Genomic DNA, 13,607 nt, shown 5'->3' with positions numbered 1-13,607 from the left:
CAGCAGGCCGGAACGGCACGTAGAGAGGACCCACCACATGCGGGAGCCGCGGTTCGGGCGGGCGGTGGCCGCCGCCAACTCCGTCGCCAACTCCCTTGGCCTGGACGCCGACGAAGCGGTCGTCCTCCACGACTCGAACAGGCTCACCCTGCGCCTGCTGCCCTGCGACGTCCTGGCTCGGGTGGCTCCGGCGGAGCACGGCGTGGCGCGGTTCGAGGTCGAACTCGCCCTGTGGCTCGCGGCCACCGGGAGCCCCGTGGCCGCGCTCGACCCCCGCGTGACCCCCGGCGTCCACGAACGCGACGGCTTCGAGGTCACGCTGTGGACCCACCACGCGCCGGTACCCGCCACGAAGGTTCCCGCACCCGACTACGCCGACGCGCTCGCCCGTCTGCACCACGGCATGCCGGCGGTCGACCACCCCTCGCCCAGGTTCACCGACCGCGTCGCCCGGGCGCGGGAACTGGTCGCCGACCGTGACCGCACCCCGGAACTGACCGCGCCGGACCGGGCGCTGCTCGCTCGGGCCCTGGACGACCTCGAACGAGAGGTCACCGGGCACGGCGCACCGGAACAGCTCCTGCACGGCGAGCCGCACCCCGGCAATCTGCTCGCCACCGCCGAGGGACCGCTCTTCGTCGACCTGGAGACCTGCTGCCGGGGGCCGGTGGAGTTCGACCTGGCCCACGCCCCCGACGAGGTCGCCGCCCACTACCCGGGTGCCGACCCAGAACTGCTGCGCGCGTGCCGACTCCTCGTGCTGGCGATGATCACGGCCTGGCGCTGGGACCGGGAGGACCAGTTCCCCGACGGCCGCCGGTGGGGCACGGAGTGGCTCGCCCGCCTGAGGGAACAGGTCGGTGCCCCGGGCTGAACGCGGCGGCGGAAAGAGTCCAATCACGGTGAAGTGGCCCTTGTCCCGCCCCACGCCGCCTGTGAGCATGCGGAACATGGACCAGACCGCACGCAGGCGCCTCAAGCAGGCCCAGAGCCAGTTCTCGCCCGAGGGCACCTACCTCAACTCCGCCACCCACGGCCTGTTGACCCACCGGGCCCGGCAGGACCTGGAGCGCAACCTCCAGGACGTGGCCTCCGGGCGGTTCTCCCCCGGTTCAGTCGACGGGGTCGTCGACGCCGCGCGCTCCACGTACGCGCGGATGGTGGGGGTCGACGCCGACCGAGTCGCCGTGGGCACCCACACCTCGCAGTTCGTCGGGACGGTCGCAGCCAGCCTGCCGCCCGGCTCGGAGGTCCTGCTCGCCGAGGGGGAGTTCACCTCAGTGGTTTTCCCCCTGATGACCAGGCAGAAGGACGGCGTCCGGGTCCGCGAGGTGCCGCTGGACCGTCTGCCCGAAGAGATCGGCCCGAGCACCACCCTGGTGGCGGTCGCGGCCGTGCAGTCGGCCACCGGGCTGATCGCCCCGCTCCAGGATCTGCGCACCGCGTGCGCCGACCACGGTGCCCGCCTCCTGCTCGACACCAGCCAGTCGGCGGGGTGGCTGCCCGTTCCCCTGGACGGCGTGGACTACGTCGTGTGCAGCACCTACAAGTGGCTGTTGGGACCGCGCGGGGCGGCCTTCCTCACCGGGACCGACGAGGCCCTGGCCGAACTCTCTCCCCTGGCGCCCGGCTGGTACGCGGGAGCGGAGCCGTGGGACGCGCTCTACGGTGGGCCGCTGCGGCTGGCCGCCGGGGCGCGACGCCTGGACCTGGCCCCCGTGTGGCCCGCGTGGATCGGTCTGGCACCGGGCCTTGACCTGCTCACGGAGGTCGGACCGGAGACGGTGCACGAGCACGACGTCGCCCTGGCCGACCGGTTCCGCGACGCGATGGGACTGGAGGGCACCGGTTCGGCGATCGTGTCACTCCCCGTTCCGGAGGGGACCGCCGAACGCCTCGGTGAGGCGGGGATCGCCGCCGCCGTCCGGGACGGTCGGCTCAGGGTGGGGTTCCACCTGTACAACACGGATGAGGACGTGGACCGCCTGGTCAGCGCACTGACCTGAGAAGCCGGTGCCCCTCAGGCAGGGGCACCGGCCCGGAGTCAGTCGGTTCGTTCGACCACGAACACGGGGATGACCCGGTCGGTCTTCTTCTGGTAGTCGGCGTAGGGCGGGTAGGCCTCCACCGCCCGGTCCCACCACCGCTGCCGCTCCTCGCCCTGGACCTCACGAACACGGGCGGCGAAGGGGGTGGGGCCGTCCTGGAGTGCGACCTCGTCGGGGGCCGCGCGCAGGTTGGCCACCCACGCGGGGTCCTGGGGCGCCCCGCCCTGGGAGCCGATCACCGCGTAGGCGCCGTCGTGCTCCACCCGCATGAGGGCGGACTTGCGGACCTTGCCGCTGCTGCGGCCGCGTGTGCTCAGGATGATCACCGGCATCCCGGTGTCCATCAGCGTGTCGCCCTCCTGACCACCGGTGCGCTCGTAGAGCTCCACCTGGTCTCGGACGAACTTCGACGAACTCGGCTCGTACTCGCCCTGGAGTACGCCACTGGCGGTCATCGCTCTCCCCGGTGTTCGGCTACGGAGTCCACCCCGATCGTGCCATGCCCGTTCCCCGCGATGGAGGCCGACTCGCGTCCCCTGCAAGGGTCCACGTCAGAAGCCCTGGTCGCGGAAGGGGGCCTCGGGCCGGAAGAAGGCCGTGTCGAACGCATCGGCACCACACGTGGATGCTGTGGGGACAGGATTGGTGGCCACGCTGGACGAGGCGAGGGCCTGACACAAACAGGTGAAGGGTGAACCGGCCCCGGGGCCACACGTTACTTACTCGCTTGGGCCCCTTTCACCGTTGCGCGCGCAGGACGCGTTCGGGTCAGAGACTGACGTTGATGGGATCACTCACCAGGCCGACGAGGCTGCCCCCGACCCCGATCCCGATGAGAGATCCGGCGGCGGTGGCCGGGGCGCAGAGCCCGACCGTCAGGGCAGTGATCAGGGCGAACACGGTGATGATGCGGCGCATCGGTCTCCTCAGAGGTCGTTCCGGGGTTCCCTCAGCCCCAGAGTTCCCCCACCACACACGCATGAAAACACTTTGACCTGCAACAACACCTCGCCTTGACCTCAAGGCGAGGCAGTCCGCGAGTCGCCCGGGGCCTGGTTGCCCGGGCCAACGAAGGAAGGGACCGTGGCGCGGAGGTTCACCTCGATGGGCCAGATCTTCGGCCCCTGCGGCATCGGGCCCGCTGTCCGTGAACCGTCCCGGGTTCGTCCCCGACACCGTTCGGGTCACTGCCCGGCACCGGGATCTTCGGGCCGGTGAACAGGGACGACCCGCGGCTCGCCACCCAGGCGGATGACGGGTGCCCCGGCGTGCTGTTCTCTCGACCAGGGCACCCGTATCTCATCGACCCTCTAGAAGATGACCCCGCAGAAGGGTGCGTCGATCCGGTGCAGGGCCGTGTCCAGGCGGGCCACGGTGCCCGGGGTGTGCTCGGTGATCAGACCCGCGCGCAGGAAGCTGGTGAGCGTGGTCTGGCCGAGGTGCGCGGCCCCGAGATGTGACACGTCCAGGGACAGGTCCGGGTCGGCGTCGGTGAGTTCCACGCGGGCGCCGTCGGTGTCGGCCTTGATCTGCCACCGTCCGGCATTCCACGGCGCGTAGCGGTCGGTGACGGCCACGACCCCCTCGAAGGGCGCCGCGTAGGGGCGCTCGGAGAGGGCTCCGGCCAGGTCCACCAGCCGCACCCACAGGGAGGTGGAGTGCTTGGCCACCGCACGGCCACGGTCCGGGAGGAGGTGGTGGAGCGGGCAGTCCACGGGCAGGAACGGGAAGTACACCTTGGCGACGAGGTCCCGGCTGAACAGGTGCTCGAAGAGGGCGGCCCAGGCGGCGGGGGTGGTGGCGGTGATCTCCTGGACGTGCGCCTCCCCCTGGGCGCCGTCCTCCTCCCACCTGGCCCTGACCCGGTAGAGGGCGTAGCCGAGGGGGCCGTCCGGGCCGCCCACGACGGCCGCCATCAGCGGAGCCTTGTCACCCCGCCGGGCGGGGCCGTCGAACAGCGCGCGGTCCCACCAGGGCCTGGTGCGTCGGAACTGGCCGACCTGGACCTCACAGACGGCCTCGTGCACGCGTTCGAGGTCGGTACGCACCCGCTCTGGTTCGCGCAGCACCACGCGCAGGTCCGGGTCCCGGGGCGCGTCGGCGCGCAGAGCGCCGTAGGGGCGGGTGAGGGCCGTCTCCAGTTCCGTGCAGGCGTTGCCGTAGCCGAAGCGCTCGTAGATGGCCCCCTCGGAGGCCCACAGCGCGGCGTAGCGCACGCCCGCCGCATGGACGTCGGCGAGCTGGCGTCGCATGAGGGAGCTGAGCACTCCCCGGCGACGGTGGGTGGGCCACACTCCCACGCCGGTCACCCCGGCCACGGGAACGCGGCCGGACGGCATGGTCATCTCGAAGGGGAAGTGGTTGGCGGTGCCGATGACCTCGCCCTCGGCCTCGTCCACGGCGATCAGGGCCCGTTCGTAGCCCACCTCGTCGTGCAGCGGTCTCATCCGCTCCAGCAGGTTGTCGACGTCCTCCGGGAACAGCAGGCTCTGTCCGAAGACCCTGGCCGCCTGGGCGAATTCCTCCGCGTCGGTGTGGCGCACGGTCCAGCCCTGGTTCGGTGCGGAGGAGTCCGCCCTCGTCTTGTCGCTCATGGCTCAGGCTTACCAGTGGTCACGAAGCCGCGGCCACTGGTTTTGGGCGTGGTGTGGGCCTCCTCCGACGTAGTGGGGTGCGGTGTGAGTAAGGCGGGCGGGGGTGGGGCACGCTCTGGTCGTGACGACACGACGAAACCCCTCCCCCTCCCCCTCCCCCACGCTGGTCGTCGGGGTGGACGCGGGGGGCACCACCACCCGTGCCCTGGTGACCACCCTGACCGGCGAGCGCCTCGGCGAGGCCAGGGCCGGGGGCGCCAACCCCAACACGCACGGCCCCGAGGTGGCCGCGGAACGACTGACCGAGGCGATCGGATCCGCGCTGGACCGGGCCGGTCCCGGAGCGCGCGACGCCGTGGCCGCCACAGTGGTCGGGCTGGCCGGGTACTCCGGACTGCGCGATGTCAGCGTGCGCGCCCGGCTGGACAAGGCGCTGGTCAAGGCGGGACTGAACCCCACCGGTGAGGAGTTCTCCGGCGACGACACAGTGGCCTTCGCCTCGGGGACCTCCGAGCGCGACGGCACGATCCTCATCGCGGGGACCGGGGCGATCGCCACCCGGATCGAGGCCCGGAGCCGCAGCAGGTCGGCGGACGGCATGGGCTGGCTGATCGGCGACGAGGGCTCGGCGTTCTGGATCGGCCACCAGGCGGCCCGGGAGACCGCGCGCCAGTTGAGTCGCGGTGGAGAACTCAGCCCGCTGGCCCGCACGGTGGCCAAGCGGGTCATCCCCGGTCAGCGGCCGAGCGGCCCCGACCAGTGGCCCGAGGAGCACGCCCGCAACTTCGCGCGCACCCTGACCGCGGCCCCGCCGATCAGTCTCGCCGAGCTCGCGCCGTTGGTCTCGGAGGCGTTCCTGGTCGACGACCCGGCGGCCGTGGTGATCGTGAACGCCGCCGCTGGTCACCTGGCGCAGTCCGTGCACCAGGTGCGGGTTCCCGGAGAGCACCTGCCGGTGGTCCTGTCCGGGGGCGTGCTCACCCGTTCGGGTCCGGTGAGGGAGGCGCTGACGAACAAGCTCACCATGGGGACCGGTGCGCCGGTGCTCCTGGCCGGGAGCACGTCGGGTGGCGCGGCCTGGCTGGCAGCCCTGCGTGCGGGCGCCATCGAGCGCGACGTGGACCTGCACGGTGCGTTCACCCGCCCGGAGGGGTGGTCCGGGGACTGAGTCCCGCCCCGGTTTGCCCGGTGCCGTCACGGCACCCTAATGTGTGTCAGTTAGGTTTACCTAACCCAAACGGAGGGGGCGTCGTGACGGAGCGGCAGGAGCGTCCGAGAAGGACGACCGTGCACACGGGACGGGTCGAGCGTGTGGAGCGGCTGACCCCGCACATGGTGCGCGTGGTCATGGGCGGCGAGGGGTTGTCCGACTTCGCAACGAACGGCTGGGCGGACAGCTACGTCAAGCTGCTGTTCCCGGCTCCGGGACCGGGCGACCCCGACGCCTACGACCTCGACGCGATCCGGGCCGAGCGCCCCCGCTCGGAGTGGCCGGTCACCCGCACCTTCACCGTGCGGTCCTGGGACGCCGCCACCCACGAGATGACCATCGACTTCGTGTACCACGGTGAGGTCGGCCTGGCCGGGGTGTGGGCCGCCGGCGCCCGCCCCGGTGACCGGCTGCGCCTCCTCGGCCCCGGCGGTGGTTTCGCCCCCGACGCCGAGGCCGACTGGCACCTGCTGGCCGGGGACGAGAGCGCCCTGCCCGCCATCGCCGCCAGCGTCGAGGCCCTGCCCGAGGGCTGCCCCGCGCACGTGTTCGTCGAGGTCGACAACGCGGCCGAGGAACAGCACCTCACCGATCGCCCCGACGTGAGCGTGACCTGGTTGCACCGCGACGGCGGCGTTCCCGGGTCGCTGCTGGTCCCGGCCGTGCGCGCGCTGGAGTTCCCGTCCGGGGAGGTGCGGGCCTTCGTGCACGGCGAGGCGAACTTCGTCCGTGACCTGCGCCGCCTGCTCCGCGTCGAGCTGGCCCTGCCTAAGGAGCACCTCTCGGTCTCCGGCTACTGGCGACTGGGCCGCGACGAGGACGGCTGGCAGGCCTCCAAGCCCGAGTGGAACCGGAGTGTGGAGGCCGAGGAGGCCGCCGCCCTCGGCGCGTCCTGAACCCGGTTCACAGGTCCAGGGCGTCCAGCGCGATCAGGTAACCCTCGTTGAAGGTCGGGAACTGCGGGATGGTGTCACGCAGGGCGGCGATCGGCAGGCCCAGGCGGATCGCGAGCGCGGCGGTGTGGATCCACTCCGAGGCCTGTGGCCCGAACGCCCAGGCCCCCACGAGCACACCGTGTTCGCGGTCGGCGACCAGCCCCAGCGAGCCGCGCGGGTCGGTCTCCATGGTCCAGGGGCGGGCCAGCGCGGCGGTCAGGTCGGTCTCGGAGGCGGCCACGTCGATCCCCCGGTCCCGGGCCTGCTCGGAGGTCAGGCCGACGGCGGCGATCTCCGGGTAGGAGAACACCACCCGGGGGACACCGGTGTAGTCGGCGACGTGGTCGGTACCGAGGACGTTGTCGCTGATCACCCTCCCCTGGTACTTGGCCACGTGGGTGAACATCGAGCGGGCCGTGACGTCCCCGGCGGCCCACAGCCCGGGCGCGACCCGGCAGTGGTCGTCCACCTGCAGGGCTTTTCCGTCCAGTTCGACGCCGAGCTCCGCCAGACCGAGCTGGTCGCCCCGGGGCACCCGCCCGGTCGCCAGGACCATCACGTCGGCCCGAACCCGTTCACCGCCGGACAGCACGGCGAGGACTCCGTCGCCGTCCCTCGTCACGGAGGTGACCTGGCTGCCCAGGTGCACCGTGGTGCCGTCCCGTTCGAACTGGTCGCTGATCAGCTCGCACAGCCGGGGTTCCTCACGGTCCAGCAGCCGGGGTCCGCGCTGGACCACGGTGACGCGGGTGCCCATCCGCGCCAGGAACTGGCCCAGTTCGAGGCCGACCGCGCTGCCCCCGACCACCAGCGCGCTGCCGGGGATCTCGGTAAGGGTGGTGGCCTCCCGGTTGGTCCACAGCACGTCCGGGCCCAGGTCCTCCAGTCCCCCGATCGGCGGGACCAGCACCCCTGATCCCGTGGAGACCACCACGTGGTCGGCGGTGTACTCGGCGTCGCCGACCGCCACCCGCCAGGGGTCGCGGCCGACGATCCGCGCGTCGCCGCGCAGGACCAGGGCACCGCGTTCCTCGTAGCCCTGCGCCTGCTGGGAGTCGTCCAGGTGCCGGATCATCTGGTCGCGGTAGGCGCGCAGGGCGGGCCACTCCAGGGCCGCCTCTCCGACCCCGGCGGCCCCGTCCGCCTCGGCGCGCACCTCGGGTGGGCGCAGCAGGGTCTTGGTGGGGACGCAGGCCCAGTAGGCGCACTCGCCTCCGATGAGGTCGCGTTCGACCACAGCCACCCGCCGACCGGCGGTGAGCAGACGGTCGGCGACCGTCTCCCCGCCGGGGCCCATGCCGATCACGATCGCGTCCAGGTGTTCCATGTTGCTCGCTCCGCCCGTGGTCCGGTGGTTCACTCCCCGATGGTGTCCGGCCGCGCCGGGCCGGAGGGGAACCGACACGCGTGTCGGTTCCCCGGACGGAGCGGTCCCACTCCGGATCGCGCGGCCCGATCCGCGCGGCCCGGGCGCGGCGGCGCGGCGCGCCGTTCCCGGCCGCGCACGCGGGACCCTCCCGGGCGTGATGGAATAGCCGATCGACGCAGACCTCTTCCGCGTTTCGTCGCCCCGCACCACACCTCGTCGCCCAGCACCACGCAAGGACCCCCGCACGGCCATGTCCACGCTCGACCTGCTTCTTCTCCTCGACCTCCTGGGCGTCTTCGCTTTCGCACTGGATGGATCGCTGACGGCGATCCGCACCGCGCGGGTGGACATCGTCGGGGTCATGGTGCTCGGGATGGTGACCGCCCTCGGCGGCGGCATCATCCGCGACGTCCTACTGGGCGAGACCCCCGCCACCTTCCAGGACTGGCGGTACCTGGTGACGGCGCTGGCCGGAGGGACCCTGGCGTTCTTCCTCAGCCGTCAGCTCACCCACCTGAGCAAGCCCATCCTGGTGTTCGACGCCGCCGGACTCAGCCTGTTCGCCGTGATCGGGGCGACCAAGGCGCTGGAGTTCGGTTTCGGGCCGCTCCAGGCCGTGCTGCTGGGTGTCATCACGGGTGTGGGCGGCGGCACCATCCGGGACGTGCTGCTCAACCGCGTGCCCACGGTGCTCAGCGCCAACTCGCACCTGTACGCGATCCCGGCGATGATCGGGGCGTCGTTCGTGGTGATCGTGGATCTGACCGGCTTCGGCCAGGGCTGGATCGCGGTGATCGGCTCACTGCTGTGCCTCACCATGCGCCTCCTGGCCCTGCGCTACCGCTGGAACGCCCCGAACCCGCCCGGTGCTCCCCCGCTGTAGGGGTCAGGGCTGGACGGTGACCTGCCACAGGTGCCCGTCGGGGTCGGCGCAGACACCGTCGTAGCCCCACGGTCGCCGCTCGGCCGCGTTGACCACCTCTCCCCCAGCCTCACGGACGCGGTCCAGCAGTGCGTCGACGTCCGCCTCGGTGGGCAGCACCCTGGTCATCAGGCATTCGTTGGTCCCGGGCCGGGCGACTCGGCGGGTCTCCCCCAGGACCCAGGCGAGGCCGTCCGTGGGGATCAGTGTCAGCACGACGTGCTCGTTGACACGGATCCGCAGCGGCTCGGGCACTCCGTCCTCGGTGGGGTCCCCCGGGGCCTCGAACCCGAAGGCCTCGCGGTAGAAGACCATCGCACGCCACCGGTCGGCGATGGGCAGGGCGATCTCGAAGGGGTTCGTGCTCATGGTTCGTCCGTTCGTCGGGGCTCGGGGGCCCGTGGGTCAAGCCGCATGGTCACCGGTACCGACCCCCGGTGTCGTCGAAACTCATCGGGGCCGGAGCGTCCTCTTTCGGCGCGTCGACGCGGACGTCAGGTCCGGAGGCTGCGGGCGGCGGTGCGGCGCAGGGTGGCCACCATGCCGGGGACCGGTTCGGGCGGGCGCGGACGGTTCACGGTGTAGATCTCCCTGGCCAGCCGGGCACCCCGCAGGGAACGGCTGACCCAGCCCCCGCCGTGCGACGCGTCGAGGATGCTCTGGGGGATGAGGGCGATCCCCACCCCGGCCGTGATGAGCGCCAAGGCCACCTCGTAGTCCCGGGTCTCGTAGGCGACGGTCAGGCGCACCCCGGCCGCCGCCGCCGCGGTGTCGAGGCTGACCCGGTTGTGGATGCCGGGGGCACCGCAGATCCACTCCTCGTCGGCGAGGTCCGCAAGGGAGGGTTCGGTGTCGGTGACCGGGTGTCCGGTGGGCGCCACCACCAGGAGGGGGTCCACCAGGAGGCGTTCGCGGTGCAGGCCGACCGCGCGTGGCAGCGGCACCCCGGGGTAGCGGTGGGTGATGAGCAGGTCGAGGTCGCCGGAGGTGACCAGCCCGAGGCCACTCGGCGGTTCGATGTCGGACAGCGACAGCCGCACGTGGGGGTGTTCGTGACCGAAGGCGGCGAGCGCCCCGGGGAGCAGGACCTTCCCGGCACTGGCGAAGGCCCCCAGGGACAGGCGGTCTGCGCGGTCTCCCGCGACGGCTCGGACGGCGGCCTCGGCGTCGCGGAGTTCGCCCAGGACCCGTTCACCGTGTTCGAGCAGGACCTCGCCCGCCCTGGTCAGGGTGGCTCCGGTGCGGCCGCGTTCCACAAGGCGGGCACCGACCTCGCGTTCCAGTTTGGTGAGCTGCTGGGACAGGGCGGGTGGGGTGAAGGAGAGCCGGTCGGCGGCGGCCGCGATCGACCCGGCGTGCGCGATCTCCACGAGTACGCGCAGACGGTTGGCGTCCAACACGCGACCACCCCTTCTCCCAGGCACGACGCGGAACGTACACCACAAAGTCTGACACAAAGGTCTGCTTAGCCTTCCTTAGCAGCCTCCACTTTGCGTTCCTGGTCAGGAGCGGCAGAGTGGGAGTATGAGCACCACGACCGCGCCCGCCGTACCCACGGCCACCGACGTCCGAGCCGCAGCCGACCGCATCGCGCCGTACGTCCGACGAACCCCGGTCATGCGTGCCGAGATCGACGGTCGTCCCCTGACCCTGAAGCTGGAGCACCTCCAGCGCACGGGGGCCTTCAAGCTCCGTGGCGCCCTCAACGCCCTGCTCGGCGGGGAGCCCACCGACCGGGTGATCACCGCTTCCGGTGGCAACCACGGCCTCGGCGTGGCCACGGCCGCGAGCATGCTGGGCGTGCACGCCACGGTGTACGTCCCCGAGACGGTGCCCGAGGCCAAGGCGGAGCCGCTGGCGGCCACCGGCGCGGAGATCGTCCGGGTCGGCCAGCAGTTCGCGGTGGCGGCCGAGGCCGCCGTGGCCCGCGCGGAGTCCGAGGGTGTGCGCTACCTGCACGCCTACGACGACGCGTTGGTCGTCGCCGGTCAGGGAACCGTGGGTCTGGAGATCGCGGCCGACGCGCCCGAGTGCGACTCGATCGTGGTCGCGGTGGGTGGTGGTGGACTGGTCGCCGGGGTGCGGCTGAGCGCCGAGGGCCGCCGCGTGGTCGGAGTCGAGCCCGAGGGCTGTCAGAGCCTGGGCGCGGCGCTGGCGGCCGGACAGCCGGTCCGGACCTCCGTGGACTCGGTCGCCTCCTCGGCCCTGGGCGCGGCCATCCTGGGCCGGGTGCCCTTCGAGGTACTGCGTGAGCACCCGGTGACGCCCGTACTGGTCAGCGACGCCGAGATCATCAGCGCCCAGACGCGTCTGTGGAAGGAGTTCCGCATCGCCGCCGAGCCCGCCGCGGCCGTCCCCTTCGCCGCCTGGCTGGCCGGGCGCGTCCCGGGCGACAACCCCTGCCTGGTGGTGTGCGGAGCCAACGCCGACTGGCGCCCGCACGGCTGAGTCCGCGTCCGCGCGACGGCTCCGACCTCCTTGTTCGTCATGGTTTGGCCCGATACGTGACGTGCGGCACTCTGTGTGCCGCCGGTCATCATTACCGGTGAGTCACCCTTACATTGAGGTCGGCTCCGTCCGACAACACAAGGGAGAACACGTGCTCTACGGTGCGTTGCGGCAGACCGCGGCGGTACTCGCCCGGACCCTGTGCCGACCGACCATCGAGGGCCGTGAGAACGTCCCAGCCACCGGTGCGGTCCTGCTCGCCAGCAACCACCTGTCGTTCGTGGACAGCGTCGTCATCCCCCTGTCGGTCACCCAGCGCCCCGTGCGCTTCCTCGCCAAGTCCGACTACTTCGAGGGCACCGGAATCAAGGGGCGGGTCACCCGGACCGTGTTCGGTTCCCTGGGCGCCATGCCGGTCCAGCGCGGCAACGCACGCGACGCCATGGTGTCGCTGGAGATGATGCTGGACCGTCTCAACGAGGGCGAGGCCTGCGTGGTCTACCCCGAGGGCACGCGTTCCCGTGACGGCCGCCTGTACCGGGGCCGCACCGGCGTCGCCCACCTGGCCCTGGAGTCCAAGGCGCCCATCGTGCCGGTCGCGGTCTCGGGCACCCAGCAGGTCCAGCCCATCGGCGCCAACATGCCGCGACCCCGCCCCTTCACCGTGCGCTTCGGCGAGCCGATGGACTTCTCGACCGGCTTCGACAGCATGGCCCCCGGCAAGGCCCGCCGGGTGATCACCGACGAGGTCATGGACGCCATCCACGCGCTGTCCGGCCAGGAACGGGCCAACGAGTACAACAACTTCGGCGGCGACGAGTAGATCGGGCGAGGACGAAGCGGGTCCCGGTACGGTCCGTCCCGCCTTCGTGTCACCGCGTCCTCAGTCGCGCGCGGCCCCCGCCCCACTGGCGGGGGCCGCTGCCGGTCGCGGCCGGGGTCACGCCGTGCTGGTCTGCCGTCCCCTGGCCGGGGAGATCACTCGCGCCGACCCGCGCTGTCTGGCGGTGGAGGGGCTGACACCGCATCCAGCCAGCTGGGCCTGGTCTGGCGCACGGACCGCTCCACGCCGCAGTTGACCGCCCTGGCCGACCTCCTGGCCGGGGTCTACGGGACGTAGGACCCCGACGGTTCAGGAAATGGCAAAACACCAGACCACGGCTTGATAGGCAAGCAGCCGCTTGCCTATAGTGGGCGCGTGTCCGACGAACTGTTCAAGGCCCTGGCCGATCCGACCCGCCGACTGATCCTCGACGAACTCGGTGAACGGTCCGGGCAGACCCTGTTCGAACTCTGCACCCGGCTGATCACCAGGCACCAGCTCAACATGTCGCGCCAGGCGGTCTCCCAGCACCTCGCGGTCCTGGAGGGAGCCGGACTGGTCGAGAGCAGGCGCGAGGGGCGCCACAAGTTCCACACCATGAACCCGGCACCGCTCAGGCACATCGTCGAGCGGTGGCTCGGGCCGGACCGACCGGAGAGCGAGTCATGAGAATCCACATCAACAGCGTCTTCGTGGACAGCCAGGTCAAGGCCCTGGACTTCTACACCAACGTGCTGGGCTTCCGGAAGAAGCACGACGTGCCCCTGGGCGCGCCCGAGGAGGAGAACCGCTGGCTGACCGTGGTCTCGCCCGAGGACCCCGAGGGGGCCGAGCTCCTGCTGGAGCCCTCCGGCCACCCCGCCGTGGGTCCGTACCGGGAGGCCCTGGTCAACGACGGCATCCCGGTGACCCAGTTCGCGGTGGACGACGTCCAGGCCGAGTACGAGCGCCTCCGCGGGCTCGGGGTCACCTTCACCCAGGAGCCGCTGACGATGGGCCCGGTCACCACGGCGGTACTGGACGACACCTGCGGCAACCTGATCCAGATCGTCAACGCGGGGTAGGCGTGAGCGGCTCGGCGGGGGCCCCGCCCCCCCCCGAGCCGCTCACGCCGCCCCTTCAGTGGTGGGAGCCGTGGTCCGCCTCGTCCTGGGTCGGTCCGGTCATCTCCTGCACGGGCACGTCCAGCTCGATCTCGGTTCCGCTGGCGAAGCCCAGCGCCGCCGGGCGGGGGGGCCCCCCCCGCAGGGGGTGCGGG

The 13,607-nt window shown here is 71.9% G+C and carries 15 protein-coding genes; 9 read left to right on the top strand and 6 right to left on the bottom strand.

The window, feature by feature from the left end; translation table 11 throughout:
• Window positions 1-37 precede the first annotated feature (37 nt).
• Both ADX84_RS12435 and ADX84_RS12430 read left to right on the top strand, forming a co-directional pair.
• Complete coding sequence (locus ADX84_RS12435) at window positions 38-874, top strand: aminoglycoside phosphotransferase family protein (protein ID WP_049572529.1); 837 nt, start codon at window positions 38-40, stop codon at window positions 872-874.
• 76 nt (window positions 875-950) lie between these two features.
• The gene (locus ADX84_RS12430; protein ID WP_049572526.1) at window positions 951-2,006 is read left to right on the top strand and encodes an aminotransferase class V-fold PLP-dependent enzyme; all 1,056 of its coding nucleotides are present in this window, start codon (window positions 951-953) and stop codon (window positions 2,004-2,006) included.
• Between the two features lie 38 nt (window positions 2,007-2,044).
• Here the strand turns inward: ADX84_RS12430 and ADX84_RS12425 are convergent, their stop codons facing one another.
• The 3 genes from ADX84_RS12425 to ADX84_RS12420 all read right to left on the bottom strand — a co-directional run bounded on the left by ADX84_RS12425 (window position 2,045) and on the right by ADX84_RS12420 (window position 4,642).
• Window positions 2,045-2,503 (bottom strand): nitroreductase family deazaflavin-dependent oxidoreductase, encoded by a 459-nt coding sequence (locus ADX84_RS12425; RefSeq protein ID WP_049572524.1) that lies wholly within the window; start codon window positions 2,501-2,503, stop codon window positions 2,045-2,047.
• Between the two features lie 313 nt (window positions 2,504-2,816).
• Window positions 2,817-2,966: a hypothetical protein gene (locus ADX84_RS26015; RefSeq protein WP_156208070.1), complete on the bottom strand. Its 150-nt coding sequence runs from the start codon at window positions 2,964-2,966 to the stop codon at window positions 2,817-2,819.
• Window positions 2,967-3,358: 392 nt separating this feature from the next.
• Complete coding sequence (locus ADX84_RS12420; RefSeq protein WP_049572521.1) at window positions 3,359-4,642, bottom strand: GNAT family N-acetyltransferase; 1,284 nt, start codon at window positions 4,640-4,642, stop codon at window positions 3,359-3,361.
• Between the two features lie 175 nt (window positions 4,643-4,817).
• Here ADX84_RS12420 and ADX84_RS12415 point away from each other — a divergent pair, with 175 nt between their 5' ends.
• A complete protein-coding gene (locus tag ADX84_RS12415) occupies window positions 4,818-5,810 on the top strand; it encodes an N-acetylglucosamine kinase (RefSeq protein WP_049572668.1) in 993 nt (330 codons plus the stop codon).
• A gap of 119 nt (window positions 5,811-5,929) precedes the next feature.
• Entirely contained in the window at window positions 5,930-6,748 is an 819-nt protein-coding gene (locus ADX84_RS12410) for a siderophore-interacting protein (RefSeq protein WP_199776571.1), read from the top strand.
• 7 nt (window positions 6,749-6,755) lie between these two features.
• On the opposite strand, the gene ADX84_RS12405 is transcribed toward ADX84_RS12410, so the two are convergent.
• Window positions 6,756-8,114 (bottom strand): NAD(P)/FAD-dependent oxidoreductase, encoded by a 1,359-nt coding sequence (locus ADX84_RS12405; protein WP_049572660.1) that lies wholly within the window; start codon window positions 8,112-8,114, stop codon window positions 6,756-6,758.
• Window positions 8,115-8,406: 292 nt separating this feature from the next.
• Here ADX84_RS12405 and ADX84_RS12400 point away from each other — a divergent pair, with 292 nt between their 5' ends.
• Complete coding sequence (locus ADX84_RS12400) at window positions 8,407-9,039, top strand: trimeric intracellular cation channel family protein (protein ID WP_049572511.1); 633 nt, start codon at window positions 8,407-8,409, stop codon at window positions 9,037-9,039.
• A 3-nt stretch (window positions 9,040-9,042) separates the two neighbouring features.
• On the opposite strand, the gene ADX84_RS12395 is transcribed toward ADX84_RS12400, so the two are convergent.
• Entirely contained in the window at window positions 9,043-9,447 is a 405-nt protein-coding gene (locus ADX84_RS12395) for a VOC family protein (protein WP_049572508.1), read from the bottom strand.
• Between the two features lie 125 nt (window positions 9,448-9,572).
• Complete coding sequence (locus tag ADX84_RS12390) at window positions 9,573-10,478, bottom strand: LysR family transcriptional regulator (protein WP_049572505.1); 906 nt, start codon at window positions 10,476-10,478, stop codon at window positions 9,573-9,575.
• Window positions 10,479-10,602: 124 nt separating this feature from the next.
• On the opposite strand from ADX84_RS12390, the gene ADX84_RS12385 reads away from it, so the two are divergent.
• The 4 genes from ADX84_RS12385 (at window position 10,603) to ADX84_RS12370 (ending at window position 13,413) form a co-directional block, all read left to right on the top strand.
• Entirely contained in the window at window positions 10,603-11,526 is a 924-nt protein-coding gene (locus ADX84_RS12385) for a threonine/serine dehydratase (RefSeq protein ID WP_049572502.1), read from the top strand.
• Between the two features lie 151 nt (window positions 11,527-11,677).
• Window positions 11,678-12,349 (top strand): 1-acyl-sn-glycerol-3-phosphate acyltransferase, encoded by a 672-nt coding sequence (locus tag ADX84_RS12380; RefSeq protein WP_049572497.1) that lies wholly within the window; start codon window positions 11,678-11,680, stop codon window positions 12,347-12,349.
• 375 nt (window positions 12,350-12,724) lie between these two features.
• Window positions 12,725-13,018 carry a helix-turn-helix transcriptional regulator gene (locus ADX84_RS12375; protein ID WP_049572493.1) on the top strand — a complete coding sequence of 98 codons (294 nt, stop codon included), beginning with the start codon at window positions 12,725-12,727 and terminating at the stop codon, window positions 13,016-13,018.
• A complete protein-coding gene (locus tag ADX84_RS12370) occupies window positions 13,015-13,413 on the top strand; it encodes a VOC family protein (protein WP_049572489.1) in 399 nt (132 codons plus the stop codon). The genes ADX84_RS12375 and ADX84_RS12370 overlap by 4 nt, the downstream gene beginning before the upstream one ends.
• Window positions 13,414-13,607: the final 194 nt, after the last annotated feature.

It is taken from the genome of Nocardiopsis sp. SBT366 (assembly GCF_001083815.1).
Taxonomy (GTDB): Bacteria; Actinomycetota; Actinomycetes; order Streptosporangiales; family Streptosporangiaceae; genus Nocardiopsis; species Nocardiopsis prasina.
This window is presented reverse-complemented; position numbering and strand designations above follow the sequence as displayed.

Bases quoted from the DNA above. Each gene is read 5' to 3' on its own strand.
- ADX84_RS12435 (WP_049572529.1), top strand. From the start codon at position 38: ATGCGGGAGCCGCGGTTCGGGCGGGCGGTGGCCGCCGCCAACTCCGTC.
- ADX84_RS12430 (WP_049572526.1), top strand. From the start codon at position 951: ATGGACCAGACCGCACGCAGGCGCCTCAAGCAGGCCCAGAGCCAGTTC.
- ADX84_RS12425 (WP_049572524.1), bottom strand. From the start codon at position 2,503: ATGACCGCCAGTGGCGTACTCCAGGGCGAGTACGAGCCGAGTTCGTCG.
- ADX84_RS26015 (WP_156208070.1), bottom strand. From the start codon at position 2,966: ATGCGCCGCATCATCACCGTGTTCGCCCTGATCACTGCCCTGACGGTC.
- ADX84_RS12420 (WP_049572521.1), bottom strand. From the start codon at position 4,642: ATGAGCGACAAGACGAGGGCGGACTCCTCCGCACCGAACCAGGGCTGG.
- ADX84_RS12405 (WP_049572660.1), bottom strand. From the start codon at position 8,114: ATGGAACACCTGGACGCGATCGTGATCGGCATGGGCCCCGGCGGGGAG.
- ADX84_RS12400 (WP_049572511.1), top strand. From the start codon at position 8,407: ATGTCCACGCTCGACCTGCTTCTTCTCCTCGACCTCCTGGGCGTCTTC.
- ADX84_RS12395 (WP_049572508.1), bottom strand. From the start codon at position 9,447: ATGAGCACGAACCCCTTCGAGATCGCCCTGCCCATCGCCGACCGGTGG.
- ADX84_RS12385 (WP_049572502.1), top strand. From the start codon at position 10,603: ATGAGCACCACGACCGCGCCCGCCGTACCCACGGCCACCGACGTCCGA.
- ADX84_RS12370 (WP_049572489.1), top strand. From the start codon at position 13,015: ATGAGAATCCACATCAACAGCGTCTTCGTGGACAGCCAGGTCAAGGCC.